Below are 18,925 nucleotides of genomic sequence, written 5' to 3' on the forward strand. Positions count from 1 at the left end.
ATAATAATTTGTAACTTTATTATAGAGGAAGTAATTTTATGAAACAATATTTTCATTGCATTGGAATAGTAGGTTATCCTAGAAATTCTAATGCATTTTCTACACATAAAGTTCTTTATAATTGGTTAAAAAAAAAAATATCGAGTTATTATAGAAGACAAAGTAGCTAATCTATTAAATTTAAAAGATGTTCATGAAGAGTCATTGTTTAATATTGGTAAAAAATGCGATTTAGTAATAGTAGTTGGCGGTGATGGGAATATGTTACGCGCTGCTCGTGTATTGTCTGTTCATAACATTAAGATAATAGGCGTAAATAGAGGAAATTTAGGTTTTTTAACTGATTTAAATCCTGATATTGTTCTTGAACAATTATTATTAGTGTTATCTGGAGAATATATTCAAGAAAATCGATTTTTATTAGAAGTAAAAGTAACTAAAAAAAACAAATCATATTTTTTTAGTAAAGCTATTAATGAAATTGTCTTACATTCTGCACATGTAGCACATATGATAAATTTTAAAGTGTATATTAATAATAATTTTGCGTTTTCTCAACGTTCCGATGGTTTAATTATTTCTACTCCTACTGGATCTACTGGATATTCTTTATCGGCAGGTGGCCCAATTTTAGTTTCTTCTTTAGAAGCTATTGTTCTTGTCCCTATGTTTCCTCATACTTTGTCTTCTCGTCCTTTAGTAATAAATAGTAATAGTACTATTTGTTTGCGTTGTATGGAAACTATATCAGAGTTAAAAATTAGTTGTGATAGTCAAATTATTATATCAGTCAAAAAAAATGATGTAATTTCTATTCAAAGGAGTAATGATTTTTTATGTTTAATACATCCTAAAACTTATAATTATTTTGAAGTTTTAAATTCTAAATTGAGTTGGTCTAAATAGTGGTTTAGGAATATTATAAAAATATTTTTAAATTAATATTTTTAGAATTTTACATAATAAATTTTATGAGTTTTCTTACAATGTACATTTCAAATATTATTAATAATGGAGCTGGCGGGAATCGAACCCGCGTCCAAAATATGTTTGACTTGAGTACTACATGCTTAGTCTATTATTTTTCAAATACTCTATAAGCGTATAGACACGATATAGATTTTGCTTATTAAATGAAAAACTTTAATTTAAGAATATAAGCATGTCTTAAATTAATTTAATCTCTTTTATGTTTTCTCTATTTTCTTTATTTTAAGAGAAAAAATAAAGAAAGAGAGCTTTAGTTCAGGTTATTAAGCTGCTAAAGCGTAATTTTTATGTTTTGCTATTATATTTTTTTCGGTTTTTAACGAGGCAACCGTCCTCGGCATGCACTTTAAGTTTTTAATAATTTTGTCAAGTCCAAAATCAGCCCCTTTTTTAAAAATTATATATTAAAAAAATATTTTTATCTAGTATTTAAATTATAATGAGTATTTTATATATAGTTAATATTTATGTTATTTTATATTATAATTTATTTTAAAATTATTTAGGAAAAAAATATGAATGCTATAGAAAAAATTAAATCTCAAATTAAAAACAATCCTATTTTAATTTATATGAAAGGTTCTCCTTCTTCGCCAAGTTGTGGTTTTTCTGCTCAAGCTGTTCAAGCTTTGACGTCGTGTGGTAAAAAATTCGCATATGTGGATATTCTTAAAAATCCAGATATTCGGATTGAATTGCCGAAATATGCTAATTGGCCAACTTTTCCGCAATTATGGATTAATGGACAACTTATAGGAGGATGTAACATAATTTTAGAACTTTTTGAAAATGGAAAGTTGCAAAATTTAATTACGAAAGCTGTTGACAAAGGTTTAAAAATATAAAAAATTTGAAAGAAACAATTTTCTTTAAATATTTATAAGAAATTTTATTGCAAATATGTAAAATTTTTTTTAAATCAAATAATAATTTTTTATATTTCTTGCGTTTTTTATAAGTAATATTTTTATTTTTTGGGTGGCCATCCACCCAATTTTTTCCATCGATTTACTATTTCACAAAAGAGTTTTGCTGTTTTTTTTGTATCGTATAAAGCTGAGTGTGCTTTATTATTGTCAAATGTTAATCCAATAGCTTTGCAGGCTTTTGCTAACACTGTTTGCCCAACAGCTAAACCACCTAATGTAGCTGTATCGAAAATAACAAACGAATGAAATGGATTATTTTTAATTTTGTTTCTTTTTATGGCTGCCATAAGAAAATTATAGTCAAATATTGCGTTGTGAGCTACGATGATACTTTTACTACATTTATGTTTTTTAATATTATTGTTAATAAGTTTGAATATAGATTGTAGTGCTTCGTATTCACTTACAGCCCCTCTTAAAGGATTAAAAGGATCGATTTTATTAAAGATAATAGCATTAGGATCAATAATTGATCCTAAAAAAGGTTTTATATGATAGTGTAGAAGAGTTTCTCGTTCCAATAATCCTAATTCATTCATTTTTAGTGTAATTATAGCGATTTCTAAAAGTGCATTTTTCTCTGAGTTAAATCCTGAAGTTTCAATGTCTATAACTACAGGATAAAAAGTGCGAAATCGTTTTCTTAAAGAATAATGTTTTCTATATTCGTACATTATATTTTTATTTTCTATTAAAATGTATTTAATTTTTTATTATATCCTGTATAATATTGAATTAAATATTTTATGTTTTTTTAATAAAAATATTTAAAATATAATATAAAATTTTTATACTAAAAGTTATTAGTACAAAATTATATTTTACTTTGATAATGATATTATAATTTTTTTCGAATATAGCTTTAATAAATATATTTAGAATGTTGGGATTATAAAAATGAGTTATACTTTACCGGAACTTTCTTATTCTTATGATAGTTTAGAGCCTTATTTAGATCAAGAAACTATGAGAATTCATCATTTAAAACATCATCAAGCATATATAAATAATACAAACGATATATTAAAAAATAATAATGATTTGTGTACAACTATTTCGATTGAGAATTTGATTTCTAAATTGCAAAAAATAAATGTAAAAAATAAAATAAGTTTACAAAATAACGCAGGAGGACATGCCAATCATAAATTATTTTGGACTATGTTAAAGATTGGAACTATTTTAACAGGAGATTTAAAAGTTTCTCTTGAAAACAATTTTGGATCTATTGAAAAATTTAAAGAAAAATTTGAAAAATTAGCTATGGGTCATTTTGGTTCAGGTTGGATTTGGTTAGTTAAAGAAAACGGAAAATTATCTATTACTTCTACTATTAATCAAAATAATCCGTTAATGGGAAAAGATATATCTGGAACATCTGGTTTTCCTATTTTTGGTTTAGATGTTTGGGAGCATGCTTATTATTTACAATATAAAAATAATCGTATGGATTATATAAAATCATTTTGGAACGTCATTAATTGGGATGAAGCTAGTAAAAGATTTAATATAAGATAATATTGCATTTTTTAGTTTTATTTTTAAAAATATATGTATTTTTATGATGTTTTAATTGTATTTAGGTTATATTTAAATATAGTTTTAATGTAAAATATATTTATTTAATTTAAGATAATTTTACAGAGTAAAATTTTTGAAAAATATAAAATTAATAGTTGGATTGGCTAATCCAATTATTAAATATAACAAAACTCGACATAATGTAGGTTCTTGGTTTGTTCAAAATTTAGCGAGATTCTATAATCAAATTTTAAGAAAAAATAAAAAATTTTTAGGATATACCGGATTTTTTTTTTCGAATTTTAAAAAAAAAGTGTATTTATTTATACCTAATGTATTTATGAATATAAATGCTCGATCGATTATGTTATTTTCTAAATTTTATCAAATTGCGTTAAATGAAATTTTAGTAGTTCACGATGAATTAGATTTAAATCCTGGAAAAGTGCGATTAAAATTAGGATTCGGACATAATGGTCATAATGGAATTAGAAATATTATTGATATGTTTCCAGAAAAAAGTAGTTTTTTAAGAATACAAATCGGTATTGGACGTCCTCATCAAAAAGAAAAAGTTTCTGATTTTGTTTTATCTTCTCCTTTTCCGGAAGAAAAATTTTTAATTGAAAAATCTATTTGCAATGCTATAAATATGGTTCATTCGTTAATTAATAGTTAATGTTTTATGTTAAAAAATTTTAAAAATTATATAAAAAGTTAAATTTAAATTTTTTCAATAAGGTTAGTATCATATGGGATTTAAATGTGGTTTAGTTGGATTACCGAATGTAGGAAAGTCAACTATATTTAATGAATTAACAAAATTAAAAGTTCCAGCACATAACTATCCATTTTGTACTATTAAACCTAATATTGGAAAAATGATTATTCCTGATTCTCGTTTAAGTGATCTTGCGAACATAGTTAATTCTAAGCATATTATTCCTACATGTATAGAATTAGTAGATATAGCTGGATTAGTAAAAGGAGCTAGTCAAGGAGAAGGATTGGGAAATAAATTTTTAAGTCATATTAGACAAACAGATTTAATTATTCATGTAGTTCGCGGTTTTGAAAATATAGATATTACTCATATTTATGGAAAAGTTAGTCTTATTGATGATATTGAGGTAATTAATTTAGAATTAATATTATCTGATTTAGATGTTTGCAAAAATAGAATACGAAGAATAAAAAGTAACAATATATTTAATACAACGGAAATTCTTCAGGAACTTGAAATATTGAATCGTTGTTTGATTGTTTTACAAAAAAATGAATTTTTAAAAATTTTAAATTTAACTATAAAAGAAATTAAAATTATTGATCATTTAAAATTTATTACGTTAAAACCTATTATTTATGTAATTAATATGAATTATAATATTAAAAATGATTCATATGTTAAAAGTATACGAAGTTTATTTCAACATAGAAATTTTATAATATTATTTGTTTACATGGATTTTATGCAACAAGATTCTATAAAATATAATAATAGATCTTTTAATGATTTTCAAATAAGTTTAAAAAAATCTGGTTTAGATGCTATTTCTTATCTTGGGTATAAGCTTTTGCAATTAAAAACATTTTTTACTGTTGGAAAACAAGAAACGCATGCATGGACTACAAAAAGTGGAATTGGAATTCGTGAATCAGTTAGGTGTATTCATACAGATTTTAAAAAAGGTTTCATTCGAGCTCAAGTAATTGCGTATCTCGATTTTATAAAATATAGAAGTATAGAAAATGTAAAAAAATTAGGAAAAGTCAAGGTAGTAGGAAAAAATTACCATATCAATGATGGAGATATTGTAAATGTATTGTATAAAGTATAATTTTACGTTCTTTTCAAGAACATAAAATTAATAAATTATTTTTTGAGAAAGTTATTTATATGTCACTGTTTAATATAGTTTATGTATACAGAGAAAAATTCTCTCTATATACAAATGATATTTTTATTATTTTAGCAAAAATTTTTTTAATTCACATAAATTCGGAGATATATTATGAGAAAACGTAGGTAATTTTTCTCGGCGAGATAATTCACTAGGTAATGATAAATTTATATTTAAAATTTTTTCTACAGTATTTTTAAATTTAGATGGATGCGCAGTTCCTAAAAATAATCCGAATTCATTTTTTTTAATTTTATTTTTTAGTACATTATATGCTACTGCTGCATGAGGTTCTGAAATGTATCCTTTATTTTTTAAATCTATTAAACTTTCTTTTGTTGATTTTTCAGACACACTACCAAACTTTAATTTTTTTAATGGCCACGCTTTTCTTTTAAATAGTTCTTTAACTCGTGGCCAATTATTAGGTTGGCTAATATCCATAGCATTAGAAAGTGTTGATATCGTGCTATGTGGATGCCAATGACCTGTTTGAAGGAATCTTGGAACTGTATTATTAGCGTTAGTAGCTGCTATAAATGATTTTATAGGAAGACCTAGAGATTTTGCTAGTAAACCTGCTGTAATGTTACCAAAATTTCCACAAGGAACGGATATAATTAAATTGTTTTTTTGTTGAGGAGTAAGTAATGAAAAAGCTTCGAAGTAATAGCATATTTGTGCTAACAATCTACTAATATTAATTGAATTAGCAGAATTTAATCCTATTGATTTTTTAAGATCATCATCTTGAAAAGTTTTTTTTACGAGATTTTGGCATTCATCAAAACTTCCATTGACCGAAATAGTAACTATATTTTCTCCTAATGTACAGAATAATTTTTCTTGTAAATCGCTAATTTTCCCTTTAGGGTAAAGAATTACAACTTTAACGTTTTTCATTTTATAAAAAGCATGAGCGACAGCTGCTCCTGTATCCCCGGATGTAGCAGTTAATATTGTTATGGTTTTATTTTCTTTATGATTAAGAAAAGATATCACTTGAGCCATGAACCTTGCCCCGAAATCTTTAAAAGCTAGCGTTGGTCCATGAAATAACTCTAAGCAAGCTATATTTTCTGTGATCAATGTAATATTTGGAGTAGTACATGAAAACGCTGATTGAACTTGTTTTGTCAAATCAGAATTGCAAATCTCATCTCCTATAAAAATTGATAATAGTTTGCTGCTACGTTGTAGAAAATTCATGTCTAATAATTGTGATAATTTTTCGCATGAGATAGTTGGTAAATTTTTTGGGAAAAATAATCCTTGTTGGTTTCCTAATCCTAATTTAACAGCTTCTGAGAAGCTTCTTTCTTCTTTTTTATCTTTAAGATTATATAATTTCATGAATTATCCTATTTGACGAGTTCCTATAGTGTCTAGTTTGCAAATATGAACAAATCCTTGATTGGTTTGAAGGTAATTTTCGTGTAACCATATTTTTATTTTTTTAGCGGTTTTCAAATTATCAGAAATAACAAAAATAGTTGGTCCTGATCCTGATATTCCACATCCTATAGCGCCTATTTTTTTAGTTTCTTTTCTTGTTTTTAGAAAATTAGGTATTAATTTAATGCGATATGGCTCAGCTATGACGTCTTTCATAAGTTTTGCAGTTAATTTTGGCTGTTTCGTATATAAAGAATGAATAAACCCAGCTAAGTAGCGACTGTGTTTAATGCAAATATCTTTGCTATATTTTAAAGGTAATATTGTTCTAGCATCTTCTGTCTTTATTTTTATTCCAGGCCATGCAATTATCCAAAACCAATTTTTAAACATTGGTAATCTTTGGCAAATAATGTTGTTTTTTTTAATTATTAATTGTAAACCACCTAAGAAACATGGAGCAACATTATCGTAATGTATACTTCCTGATATTTTTCCTTCAAGTTTTCCCATTAGCAACAATAATTCGAATTTATTTATTGGATTTTTAAAATATGTGTTCATAGCTGTAATAGAGGCGACTACAGAACAAGCACTAGATCCTAAACCAGAGCCGATCGGCATGTTTTTTTCAAGAATTATAGTAATAGGAAGATTTTTATTAAAGAAAGAACAAAAATAGTTCCAACATTTCCAAACTATATTTCTGCTAGTATCAATAGGAAGTTGATTGGAAAATATTCCTTTATTTATAAGATTAAAAGTTTTTGAAGGAACAATAGTTACAATATCTCCTAGATATGATCCATCTATAGGTGTAATTGCAGCGCCTAATATATCAAATCCTACTCCTACATTTCCGATTGATGCAGGAGAATACATTTTTATCATTATTTAAACTCCTTATTTTATGATAATATACGTAATATATCAGAAAATACTCCGGCTGCAGTGACAATATTTCCAGCACCGTATCCTCTCAAAACTAATGGAATGGGATGATAGTATTTGCTATAGAAAGCTAATGCGTTTTCTCCATGTTTAATTTCGTATAGTGGATCGTGTTTTTCAACTTCTTCAATTTTTACTGTGCATGTTCTATTTTTTTCAATAATACCTACAAATCTAAGGGTTTTTCCATGTTTTTTAGCTTTTTTTATGCGATTTGAAAAGATATGATCTAATTCTTGAATTTTAATCATAAAATGTTTAGTATTAGAAATATTATTAAACGTTTCTGGTAATATAGGTTCAATTTTTATATTTTCTAATTCTAAATTTAGTCCAATTTCGCGTGCTAATATTAGTAATTTTCGTGCTACATCTATTCCCGATAGATCGTCTTTTGGATTTGGTTCTGTAAATCCTAGTTCATGAGCTTTTTTTGTTGCTTCAGATAATGGTATATTTTCTTCTAATTGCCCAAAGATAAAAGATAAGGATCCTGATAGAATTCCTCTGAAATGTATTAATTCATCTCCTGCATAAAATAGGTTTTTTAGATTTTCTATAATTGGTAAACCTGCTCCTACGTTAGTTTCATATAGAAATTTTTTCTTAGAATGCGAAGCAGAAGATCTAATTTTCTTATAATATTGCATATTAGATGTATTAGCTTTTTTGTTAGATGTTATAACATTAAATCCGCTTTCTAGTAGTATAGAATATTGATTAGCTATTTCTTGATTAGCAGTGCAGTCAATGATTGTAGGATTTATTAAAGTATTATTTTTAGATAACAATATTAAGTCATTAATTTTGAAAGGTTTAGTAGTTTCTAAAAAAAATTTTTTCCAAAAATTCAAGTCAATTCCATCATTGATATTGCAGAGAATTTTTTTTGAATTTGCTATTCCACAAATTTTTATATTTATGTTTTTTAATTTTAGCCAATTGTTTTGTTTTTTAATTTGGTGCAATAAAGTTTTACCAACACCTCCGATACCAATTAGAAATAATTCAATGGTTTTTTCATTATTAAATAAAGAATTATGTATTGCTTTAATGTTAGATAAAATGCAATCATTTTGTAGTACTATTGAAATAGAATTTTTTGATGATTCGTTTGATATAGAAAATATAGATGTATTAGATTTGGATAAAGTTGAAAATATTTTAGAAAAAAATTTTTTTTGAGTATTTATTCCTGATCCTATTATAGATAGTATAGATAAATTTTCTATAAACTTTATTGGTTTTAGAAGCTTATTTTTTAGTTCTAATTGAAATTCAGTTTCTAATATGTCAATAGTTTTTTGTGTATTATTTTTGCATATACAGAAACTGATATCGAATTCTGAAGAAAATTGTGTAACTAATATAATTTCGATTTGATTTGAATATAAAACAGAAAAAATCCGAGATGCTATTGTAATCATGTTTTTTATTTTATATTTTGAAATATAAATTATAGTTATATTATTTAGATATGTAATACCTTTTATCGGAAAAGTAGTATCGTTGGAGTTTTCGCATATTATTGTTCCAGGAGCATTGGGATTTTTGGTATTTTTTATGAGACAAGGGATTTTAAATTTCGCAATTGGAGCTATGGTTTTCGGATGAAGTACTTTTGCTCCGAAGTAAGAAAGTTCTGTAGCTTCTTGATATGAAAGTGATTGAAGTAATTTTGCGTCTTTTACATGCTTGGGATCGCATGTATATATTCCGTCGACATCTGTCCAAATCTCGCAAATTTTTCCTTTTAAACATACTGATAAGATAGCTGCAGAGTAATCAGATCCATTTCTTCCTAAAACTACTAATTCATTTTTTTTATTACCAGCAATGAAACCAGCCATTAATATAATGTGGTGTTTAGATATATTCATAGCATTAATTCTTATAGTTGAAGCATGAATATCGACGGTAGAATTTAAATAATCTCCAATGGCTAAAAGATTTTCTTGCGGATCAATAACAGTAATTTTGTAGGACTTAGCTTTTAAAACATTTTTCATAATTATTACAGATAATAATTCTCCATAGCAAATTATTTTTGCGCGACTGCTATCGGGGCATTTTCCTAATAAACTTATTCCATTTAAAAGGGATTGTAATTTTAAAAGTTTTTTTTTGATAATTTCTTGTACTAAGTTATATGGAAAATTATTATTTTTTTGATATATATTAGTAATTAATTTAGAAAAGATATTTTTTATTTCAGACATTTCCGATAGTGTATTTCTATTTTTTATTGATTTTTCAATTGCATTAGCTAAAAAATTAGTAATTTTCCCAGGTGCAGATAAGACAACCGCAATTTGATCATTTTTGGAATTATTTTCAATGATTTTTGTTGAACATAGAAACATTTTTGAATTTTCTAAAGAAGTTCCACCAAATTTAAGTATTTTCATGGTTAAAATATTCCTAAAGTAATATATGAGAAAAGCCCACACTTCGTCAAAAGGTAAGCTCTTTTTTATGCATATAGTTTGAACTAGTTTTAAATGAAAAATTAGATACAGATATATTTTTCAAGAAATTATAAATTTAAAATTATTAAATATATAAACTATATTAAACAATAAATTTAAATACCAAACATATTGAATAAATATTTTTCTGTGTGATAAATTTACTATTTAATATACTATCATATTTGCAATAAAAATATTTTTATATTTTTATACTATAAAAAGTTATAATTTTTTAAGTCAATATTTTATTTTAAGTTTTTATATTACTATACAAAATATTACGAAAGATAGTGTTTGTATCTTTATTTTTTGATAAAAATTAAATGAATAAATTCATGAATTCAGAAAAAATTAGTAAAAATGTTTGAAATAGTGAGGGTAAAATTTTGATACGTTTATTTTTTAGTTTGTCGACGTGGGTAATTTATTTAGGTTGTGTAGTTGATCTTATTTTTAAGATTGACTTTATATCTATTTTTTCATGATAAAAATATTTTTCCTGGAAAAACTAAGAATTTTCGAAGATTTATACCAAAATTTTTATTAAAATATATTATAATCATTGAAGATATAAATAGATTCATAATTTATTTTACATGAAACATCAAAATTTCTGAGATTATAAAAGGAAAATGTTTAACTATTTATTTCATCAGAAAAATATGCATATAAGAAAGTTAGAATTTATTTTTTAATTATGTTTTTATTTATGTGTATAAAAAATTTTTTATTGTAGAATCTGTTTTTTTAAATTGTATTGATATTTTTTATACTGGAAAGATTTTTAACAAGATAATTTAATAAAAAAAAGAGATTACGGGTATTGTCATATTTGTAATATAGATATAAATCCTTCTATACATAAATAAATTTAAAGTGAAACGGGAAAATCCCGTTCACTAAATTACTTCTTTGCATCGTACTTTATCCCAACATTTGTTTTTTTCTGATTTCTGATAATGTTTTACAATCTATACATAAATTTGCTGTAGGTCGTGCTTCTAATCTTTTTATACCTATTTCTACTCCACATGAATCGCAATATCCAAAATCATTTTCTTCAACTTTTTTTAAAGTTTTCTCTATTTTTTCTATTAATTTTCTTTCTCTATCGCGATGACGTAATTCAAAATTAAATTCTTCTTCTTGTACAGCTCTATCAATTGGATCTGGAAAGTTAGTAGTTTTTTCTTGAACGTATAGTTTTTTTTTAGGGAGATCACTTTTTAATTGAGTAGCCCAAGCAATAAGAATTTTTTTAAAATGATTAATTTGCTTGGAATTCATATATTTTTCATTTTTTGTATTTTCATAAGGCTGTACTCCTGCCATGAATAATATACTTAAAGAAGATCTTTTTTTTTTCTTTTCTTTGTGCATGATACACGTCCTATAAACGTATTATTTTTAAATACAATAGACAAAATTTATAATTTAGAAAAATTCGCTACACTTATATTTTTTATTTTTATATATTAATTTTATTGATTTGTTTTTTTAAGAGTTATTTTATATTTAAAATTTTTATTATTTTAATAAACTAATATTATCAAAATATAAATTTATTGCAAATTTTATACTTTTAATAATAAATTTTTGTTTGGATTTTTTAAACTTGTTTAATCATAATGATTAATTTGATAAAACGCTTTAATAATTTAAAAAATTTTACGAATTACATAATTTAATTTAGGATAGTTTTTAATGAATAATATAGTTAATAAAAGAAAAATTGCGTTAGGGATTGAATATCAAGGAAGTAATTATCATGGATGGCAGTATCAAAAATTAGTATCAAATATTCAAGAAAAAGTGGAATTGGCATTATCAATTATAGCTAATCATAAAATAACAGTTTTTTGTGCCGGAAGAACTGATGCAGGTGTTCATAGCATTGGTCAAGTAGTTCACTTTTATACCTCTGCAGTTAGAAATGATGCAGCTTGGACTGTTGGAGTTAATAATTATTTACCTCAGGATATTTCGGTGTTATGGAAAAAAGATGTATCAGAATCTTTTCATGCACGTTATAGTGCTTTATCACGTAGATATCGTTATATAATTTATAATGACAAATGTCGCTCATCTATTTTTTCTCAAGGGTTTTATAGTTGTTTTAAAAAATTAGATATATTTAAGATGAATTGTGCTGCTAAATATTTAATTGGAGAACATGATTTTACTTCATTTCGATCTATTAACTGTCAATCTAGTACTCCTATTCGAAATATTATGTTTTTAAAAGTTTTTAGTTTAAATCGATTAGTTATTATTGATATTATAGCAAATTCTTTTTTGTATCATATGGTACGTAATATAGTCGGATGTTTGATTGAAATAGGAACATCTAAGTATAGTGAACATTGGATGAAAGAATTATTATTATCTAGAGATAGAACATTAGCATCTCCTACTGCTAAAGCTCAAGGTTTGTACTTAGTAAAAGTAACATATCCAAATATTTTTGATATTCCGAAAGTTCAAATTGGACCTTATTTTATAATGTAATTTTATACATAGTAGTTATTTTTTTTGTTGAAATGAATTATTAATTTTTATTTTAGTGGTTAAATTAATATGTGAGATTTTTTAATATAATAAATTTTGAGAAATTTCATGGTTGTATCATAGGAATAAATTTTTGTATATTAGGTAAAGGTTATTTAAAATGTATAAAATGAATATAAAATTTAATTCAATTGTTGTATCAAAAATATTTTTTTCATTATTTTTTTTAATTATGTTATATGGATTTTTTTTATATATTAAAATTAATTCGTTTATTAATAAAAAAACATGGTCATTTCCTATTTTAATATATAGTCGAATAATTACTTTAGAACCTGGAAATTATTATTCTCAAAAAGAAATGGTATCTATATTAAAAAGTATACAGTATAAATACGTTTCTATCTTGAAACGATCGGGAGAATTTATTACAAAAGGAGAAAATATAATATTGATAAGACGATCTTTTATCTTTCCTGATGAGAAAGAAGGAAAAATTTATGCAAAGTTATATTTTAACAAGAATAGATTGACAAAAATAGAAAATTTATACAATAATCATAATTTTGGATTGTTACGATTGGATCCTAAATTAATTACAATATTACCATCTTCATATGAAAAACAGCGATTGTTTTTACCTCTTAAGTGTTATCCCTCCGAATTAATTAATATTTTATTGGCTACAGAAGATAAACATTTTTATAATCATAGTGGAATTAATATTCATTCTATAATACGTGCTTTTTTAACTAATATTCATGCTGGTTATATTGTTCAAGGTGGAAGTACTCTTACTCAACAATTAGTAAAAAATTTGTTTTTAACTAATTCTAGAACATTATGGAGAAAAATAAATGAAATATGTATGGCTTTGATTTTAGATTGGAAATATAGCAAAGACAAAATTTTAGAATTATATTTAAACGAAGTATATTTAGGACAAAATGGAAATAAACAAATAAGAGGTCTTCCTCTAGCTAGTTTACATTATTTTGGTCGACCTATGAACGAATTGAGTTTTGATCAATATGCTTTATTAGTAGGTATGATCAAAGGAGCTTCTTTGTATAATCCATGGAAAAATCCTTCAATAACATTAAATAGACGTAATGTGGTTTTATATGTATTACATAAACAAAATATTATAAGTAATAAATTATATCGTTATCTTATATTAAGACCATTAGGAGTTCAGTCTCAAGATAGTATTATTTCAGAAAAAAGTTTATTTATGCAAATTGTTAAAAAAGAAATAAAACAAAAGTTAAAACATAAAATAAAAAATTTTTCAGGTATTAAAGTTTTTACTACTTTAGATCTTATTTCTCACATTTTTTCAGAAAATGTTATGAAATCTTCTATATCTTTATTAAAAAGAGAAAAAAATATTAAAAATTTAGACATGTCTATGGTGATTATTGATAAAGTGAATGGAGGTATTCAAGGTATTTTAGAAAGTTCTCATAATAAAATTTTGAATAATGATCATGTTTCCCAAATACATTATTCGGTAGGTTCTTTATTTGAATTTATCACGTGTTTGTTTACTTTTATTCAATTTAATACATTTAGTATAGACGAATTTATATCAGATAGATTTATTATTTCAAGATTTAATAGTGAACAATTTTTTCAATTTAAAAATAGTAGTAGTATTGAGTTTAAAAGAGAAGAAGGATTTATTGATAGATTAGTTTTTTTTATTAATTTTCCTAAAAAAAATTTAAATGCACAATTAGAAATAAAAAAATTATTAGAAATTTTTATAAAACTAGGTTTTTTAGATAATCAAACATTAAAAAATCCTTATATTTCATTAGGTATGATTAATTTAACTCCTATTAAAGTAGCACAAGTATTGCAGGTAATAGCTAGTAGAGGCTATAAGTCAAATATGTCTTTTATTCAAACAATTATATCGAAAGACAATATTGTATTGTACAATATTTTGCCTCAATTTAATTGGGTTATGTCGATGCAGAATGTATATTCAATATTATTTTCTATGCAATCAGTGATTAAATTTTGTAAAATTGAGAAATTAGGAAAATTGTTTAAGAATGATTTTTTAAATAATATAGTGAAAAAAAAAGATGATTTTGTGGATAGGTGGTTTGTTAGCATTGATAAAAAGAAAATAATTGTAATTTGGATTGGTAGAGACAATCATAAATATTGTGAATTGCACCAATGTTCTAATTCTATGAAAAGTTATTTTCATAATTTAAGATTTTAATATACTTAAAATTTTAGATTTTGTACTTTTTAAATATATAAATATATTAAATGTTAGTTTTAAGAGATGTATAGAATGTAATTGAAATTTTATTTATTTTTTCTTTATAAAAACTTTTCAATATGAAATAAATGTGGAAAACGATTTTAGTGAATTTTTAATTTAAAAATTAATGAATAATTTTTTTATTTTTTAATTCATAAAATTTATAATTATATAAGATATATAAGTTTTTATTTATTACAATTTAATGTTTATATTAAGAATTTTTATATTTTGTAAAAATTATATTTTTAAAATTCATTAATACATTTTTATAATTTTTATTACATTGTTATATAATAAATAAATTAATATTCTGAACTAGTCTAATAATTTAGTAATACAAAAAAAAAATAAGCTTATTTTAATTTAAAATCATTTAAAAGTTTAAATTGATTTTTTCATACAATATAATATTTTAATATTTTTTTAAATATGAGTATAAATGAATATAATAATTAATTTTTTAAATAAATTATTTAGTAATCGTAACGATAGAATAATATCGCATATTACAAAAAAAATAGATAGGATTAATGATTTAGAATTTCAATTTTCAAAATTATCGGATAAAGCATTGCGTAATAAAACTATTTTTTTTCAAGATTGTTTGAAAAAAGGTTTTAAATTAGATGATTTGTTATTTGAAGCCTTTGCTGTAGTTCGCGAAGCTAGTAAAAGAGTATTTAGTATGCGTCATTTTGATGTTCAATTATTAGGAGGAATTGTATTACATTATGGATGCATAGCAGAAATGAGGACAGGTGAAGGAAAAACATTGGCCGCAACATTACCTGCATATTTAAATGCTCTTGAAGGAAAAGGCGTACATATTGTGACTATGAACGATTATTTAGCTAAAAGAGACGCTGAAAACAATTCAATTCTATTTAATTTTCTTGGATTAACTGTTGGAATAAACGTTTCCGGAATGTCTCCTATTTTAAAAAGAAAGGCTTATTATTCTGATATAACATATGGCACTAACAATGAATATGGATTTGATTATTTAAGAGATAATATGGTTTTTCAAAAAAATGATAGAGTTCAAAGAAATTTGAACTTTGCATTAATTGATGAAGTAGATTCTATTTTAATAGATGAAGCTCGTACACCATTAATAATATCTCGAGATTCAGAAAGTAATTCAGAATTGTATTCTAAAATTAATAAAATTATACCAAAATTTATTTCTCAAAAGAAAGAAGATTCTGATGTTTTTTTTGGAACAGGAGATTTTTTTATTGATGAAAAGCATCGTCACATAAATTTGACGGATAGAGGTTTGAAAAAAATCGAAACTTTATTAGTTCAAAATAATCTAATCAAGACTAAAAAATCTTTATATTCTTCCAAAAATATTGTTTTAATGCATTATGTTATAGCTGCTCTTCGAGCGCATAATTTATTTTTTAGAAATATAGATTATATTGTAAAAAATAAAAATGTAATTATTGTTGATGAACATACTGGTCGTATGATGGAAGGAAAGAGATGGTCAGATGGTCTACATCAAGCAATAGAAGCAAAAGAAAAATTAGAAATAAAAAATGAAAGTCAAACATTAGCATCAATTACATTTCAAAATTATTTTAGATTATATAAAAAATTGTCAGGAATGACTGGTACTGCAATAACGGAAGCATCTGAATTAAAATCGATCTATAATTTAGATACGATTGTTATACCTACTAATCGTCCTATGATACGGAATGACATGCCTGATGTAATATATATGACAGAGTCAGAAAAAATAGATGCAATTATAAAAGACATCCAAGAATGTATTAAAAGAAATCAACCTGTATTAGTTGGAACGATATCTATTGAAAAATCAGAGTTAATTTCTAATCGTTTAATTAAGTTAGGCATTAAACATAATGTTTTAAATGCTAATTTTCATTCTAAGGAAGCTAAAATTATTGCTCAGGCGGGAAAATTAAAATCCGTAACTATTGCTACTAACATGGCTGGTAGAGGAACAGATATAGTTTTGGGTGGAAATTTAAAGCTTAATTTAATTAACAAAAAAAAACTTAGTAAAAGAGAGATACAAAATCTCAAAAGTGAGTGGCAAAAAGAGCATGATCTTGTTTTAAAATCTGGTGGACTTCATATTATTGGAACAGAAAGACATGAATCAAGAAGAATTGACAATCAGTTACGAGGGAGATCGGGTAGACAGGGTGATGTTGGTTCTTCTCGATTTTATTTATCTATGGAAGATTCATTAATGCGCATTTTTTCTTCTGATCGAATAATTGGAATTATGAAGGCGCTAGGAATAAAAAATGGAGAAGCTATTACTCATTCTCTTGTTACTAGAGCAATTTTTAATGCTCAAAAAAAAGTAGAAAATCATAATTTTAATATTCGTAAGCAACTGTTAGAATACGATGATGTTTCTAATGAGCAACGTCATATTATTTACTGTCAACGAAATTATATATTAGATGCTGAGTATATTAGTAATATTATTGAAAAGATTTCTTTTGATGTCTTTGTTGGAGTTATTAATAAGTATATAAAAAAAAATTCACTAAAAGAAATGTGGAAGGTATCGAAATTAGAATCTTGTTTATATAATAATTTTAATTTATTTTGTCCAATTATGCAATGGTTAAAAGATGATGAAACTCTATATGAAGAAGAACTCACAAAAAAAATTTTAGAGTGTGCTAATGCAAGCTATAGAGAAAAAATAAAAGTTTTTGGATTAAATAATATAAGAAAATTTGAAAAGTCAATTATGATTGAAACATTAGATGAACTTTGGAAAGAACATTTATCAGCTATGGAATATGTACGTCAAGGTATTCATTTAAGAGGATATGCACAAAAAGATCCAAAACAAGAATATAAAAGAGAATCTTTTTTTATGTTTTGTGTGATGTTGAAGTCTTTAAAATTTGAGGTTATTTCTACTTTATTCAAATTTGATTTTTTTTCTCAAGATAATAATCATTTAAAATGATATTTTATTTTTCAAAAATATAAATGATTTAATATAAAAGTTTTTAAAAATTGTAAAAATACGTTCGTAAAAACTTTTAAATACTTTTTTTGTATTATTTTATTAATTTTTTTAATATGATAAATGTTAAAAACAAATTATTTTGTTTGAATTTATTATTTTTAATTTCTTGCATTGAGATATTTTAGACATAAATTTTATTAAAATTTTTGAATATAAAAAATTTGTATTAAATTATCGAAGTTTTAAAAATTTTTAATTTTTATTAAAGGTTCTTGAATATTTTAGAATGGTTAGCTGCTATTTTTAAATAATTATTATTTAATTCTTCAACAAAAATTTTTAAAGAACTAATTTTAGAATTGTTATTAATAATGTCATGAGCTAGTGATAAACGTTTTAATCTTGTTGCTTGAGACATTATAATGGATTTAATTTGTTTTTTTTTAATTTTGTCTCTTTTTATAATTCTAAAAAATTGTTGTTGTATCGGTGTATCAACTAATAATATTCTATCCACATGTTTATAGAGTTTCATTTCTATTAGTAAAGGTACTACTAATAGACACCATGAGGATTTTATATCTTTTATTTTTTCTTGCATTTTTTTAATTATTATAGGATGCAATAACTGTTCTAGCCATAATTTATTTTTTTTATTAGAAAATATATAATTTTTTAGGTATTTTCTATTGATCGATTTATTTATATTTAAGCATTTTATTCCACATCTTTTTATAATTGCATTTATTATAGTTTGATTATGATTTAAAACTTCTCTTGTAATTATATCAGCATCAATAATTTTTACACCGAATTTTTTAAAAAAATTAGATACGGTAGTCTTTCCACTACAAATTCCTCCAGTAAGAGCTACAATATAAGTCATAAAATTTAATTTTTAGTTATATTTATTTTATAGGAATTGACATAAATATTTTTATTATAAAATAATAAAATTAATTATAAACTATTTCTTGAAAATAATGAATGTAATTTAGTTC

Annotated in this window: 13 protein-coding genes, 1 other RNA gene and 1 pseudogene; 8 read left to right on the forward strand and 7 right to left on the reverse strand. The window is 24.0% G+C overall.

Going from position 1 to position 18,925, the window contains the following annotated elements:
- Positions 1-38 precede the first annotated feature (38 nt).
- A pseudogene (gene nadK / locus U0T64_00870) lies at positions 39-906 on the forward strand (NAD(+) kinase).
- 103 nt (positions 907-1,009) lie between these two features.
- Here the strand turns inward: nadK and ssrA are convergent.
- Positions 1,010-1,376: a transfer-messenger RNA gene (gene ssrA / locus U0T64_00875) on the reverse strand.
- Between the two features lie 129 nt (positions 1,377-1,505).
- Here ssrA and grxD point away from each other — a divergent pair.
- Positions 1,506-1,835 (forward strand): Grx4 family monothiol glutaredoxin, encoded by a 330-nt coding sequence (gene grxD, locus U0T64_00880; GenBank protein ID XBC41419.1) that lies wholly within the window; start codon positions 1,506-1,508, stop codon positions 1,833-1,835.
- A 122-nt stretch (positions 1,836-1,957) separates the two neighbouring features.
- On the opposite strand, the gene rnt is transcribed toward grxD, so the two are convergent.
- Complete coding sequence (rnt, locus tag U0T64_00885; GenBank protein XBC41420.1) at positions 1,958-2,593, reverse strand: ribonuclease T; 636 nt, start codon at positions 2,591-2,593, stop codon at positions 1,958-1,960.
- 223 nt (positions 2,594-2,816) lie between these two features.
- Between rnt and U0T64_00890 the strand changes: the two genes are divergently transcribed.
- The 3 genes from U0T64_00890 to ychF all read left to right on the forward strand — a co-directional run bounded on the left by U0T64_00890 (position 2,817) and on the right by ychF (position 5,278).
- Positions 2,817-3,437 (forward strand): Fe-Mn family superoxide dismutase, encoded by a 621-nt coding sequence (locus U0T64_00890; GenBank protein ID XBC41421.1) that lies wholly within the window; start codon positions 2,817-2,819, stop codon positions 3,435-3,437.
- Between the two features lie 136 nt (positions 3,438-3,573).
- Positions 3,574-4,119: an aminoacyl-tRNA hydrolase gene (gene pth / locus U0T64_00895; protein ID XBC41422.1), complete on the forward strand. Its 546-nt coding sequence runs from the start codon at positions 3,574-3,576 to the stop codon at positions 4,117-4,119.
- Positions 4,120-4,192: 73 nt separating this feature from the next.
- Complete coding sequence (gene ychF, locus U0T64_00900) at positions 4,193-5,278, forward strand: redox-regulated ATPase YchF (protein XBC41423.1); 1,086 nt, start codon at positions 4,193-4,195, stop codon at positions 5,276-5,278.
- Between the two features lie 126 nt (positions 5,279-5,404).
- Here the strand turns inward: ychF and thrC are convergent, their stop codons facing one another.
- From thrC to dksA, 4 genes are all read right to left on the reverse strand, one after another.
- On the reverse strand, positions 5,405-6,694 hold the full coding sequence (thrC, locus tag U0T64_00905; GenBank protein XBC41424.1) for a threonine synthase: 1,290 nt from the start codon (positions 6,692-6,694) through the stop codon (positions 5,405-5,407).
- 3 nt (positions 6,695-6,697) lie between these two features.
- Positions 6,698-7,627, reverse strand: coding sequence for a homoserine kinase (gene thrB, locus U0T64_00910; GenBank protein ID XBC41425.1), 930 nt, complete (start codon positions 7,625-7,627; stop codon positions 6,698-6,700).
- A gap of 17 nt (positions 7,628-7,644) precedes the next feature.
- Entirely contained in the window at positions 7,645-10,095 is a 2,451-nt protein-coding gene (gene thrA / locus U0T64_00915; protein ID XBC41426.1) for a bifunctional aspartate kinase/homoserine dehydrogenase I, read from the reverse strand.
- A 987-nt stretch (positions 10,096-11,082) separates the two neighbouring features.
- Positions 11,083-11,538: an RNA polymerase-binding protein DksA gene (gene dksA / locus U0T64_00920; GenBank protein ID XBC41427.1), complete on the reverse strand. Its 456-nt coding sequence runs from the start codon at positions 11,536-11,538 to the stop codon at positions 11,083-11,085.
- Positions 11,539-11,862: 324 nt separating this feature from the next.
- On the opposite strand from dksA, the gene truA reads away from it, so the two are divergent.
- From truA to secA, 3 genes are all read left to right on the forward strand, one after another.
- Complete coding sequence (truA, locus tag U0T64_00925) at positions 11,863-12,666, forward strand: tRNA pseudouridine(38-40) synthase TruA (protein ID XBC41428.1); 804 nt, start codon at positions 11,863-11,865, stop codon at positions 12,664-12,666.
- A gap of 160 nt (positions 12,667-12,826) precedes the next feature.
- The gene (locus U0T64_00930; GenBank protein ID XBC41429.1) at positions 12,827-14,905 is read left to right on the forward strand and encodes a transglycosylase domain-containing protein; all 2,079 of its coding nucleotides are present in this window, start codon (positions 12,827-12,829) and stop codon (positions 14,903-14,905) included.
- A 493-nt stretch (positions 14,906-15,398) separates the two neighbouring features.
- Positions 15,399-17,921, forward strand: a complete 2,523-nt coding sequence (secA, locus tag U0T64_00935) for a preprotein translocase subunit SecA (GenBank protein ID XBC41513.1) — start codon at positions 15,399-15,401, stop codon at positions 17,919-17,921.
- A gap of 265 nt (positions 17,922-18,186) precedes the next feature.
- Here the strand turns inward: secA and coaE are convergent, their stop codons facing one another.
- A complete protein-coding gene (gene coaE, locus U0T64_00940; GenBank protein ID XBC41430.1) occupies positions 18,187-18,810 on the reverse strand; it encodes a dephospho-CoA kinase in 624 nt (207 codons plus the stop codon).
- Positions 18,811-18,925 lie beyond the last annotated feature (115 nt).

This window comes from Buchnera aphidicola (Nurudea yanoniella) (assembly GCA_039829995.1).
Lineage (GTDB): Bacteria > Pseudomonadota > Gammaproteobacteria > Enterobacterales > Enterobacteriaceae > Buchnera_B > Buchnera_B aphidicola_AV.

Bases quoted from the DNA above. Each gene is read 5' to 3' on its own strand.
- grxD (XBC41419.1), top strand. From the start codon at position 1,506: ATGAATGCTATAGAAAAAATTAAATCTCAAATTAAAAACAATCCTATT.
- dksA (XBC41427.1), bottom strand. From the start codon at position 11,538: ATGCACAAAGAAAAGAAAAAAAAAAGATCTTCTTTAAGTATATTATTC.
- ychF (XBC41423.1), top strand. From the start codon at position 4,193: ATGGGATTTAAATGTGGTTTAGTTGGATTACCGAATGTAGGAAAGTCA.
- U0T64_00930 (XBC41429.1), top strand. From the start codon at position 12,827: ATGTATAAAATGAATATAAAATTTAATTCAATTGTTGTATCAAAAATA.
- rnt (XBC41420.1), bottom strand. From the start codon at position 2,593: ATGTACGAATATAGAAAACATTATTCTTTAAGAAAACGATTTCGCACT.
- thrA (XBC41426.1), bottom strand. From the start codon at position 10,095: ATGAAAATACTTAAATTTGGTGGAACTTCTTTAGAAAATTCAAAAATG.
- truA (XBC41428.1), top strand. From the start codon at position 11,863: ATGAATAATATAGTTAATAAAAGAAAAATTGCGTTAGGGATTGAATAT.
- thrC (XBC41424.1), bottom strand. From the start codon at position 6,694: ATGAAATTATATAATCTTAAAGATAAAAAAGAAGAAAGAAGCTTCTCA.
- thrB (XBC41425.1), bottom strand. From the start codon at position 7,627: ATGATAAAAATGTATTCTCCTGCATCAATCGGAAATGTAGGAGTAGGA.
- U0T64_00890 (XBC41421.1), top strand. From the start codon at position 2,817: ATGAGTTATACTTTACCGGAACTTTCTTATTCTTATGATAGTTTAGAG.
- coaE (XBC41430.1), bottom strand. From the start codon at position 18,810: ATGACTTATATTGTAGCTCTTACTGGAGGAATTTGTAGTGGAAAGACT.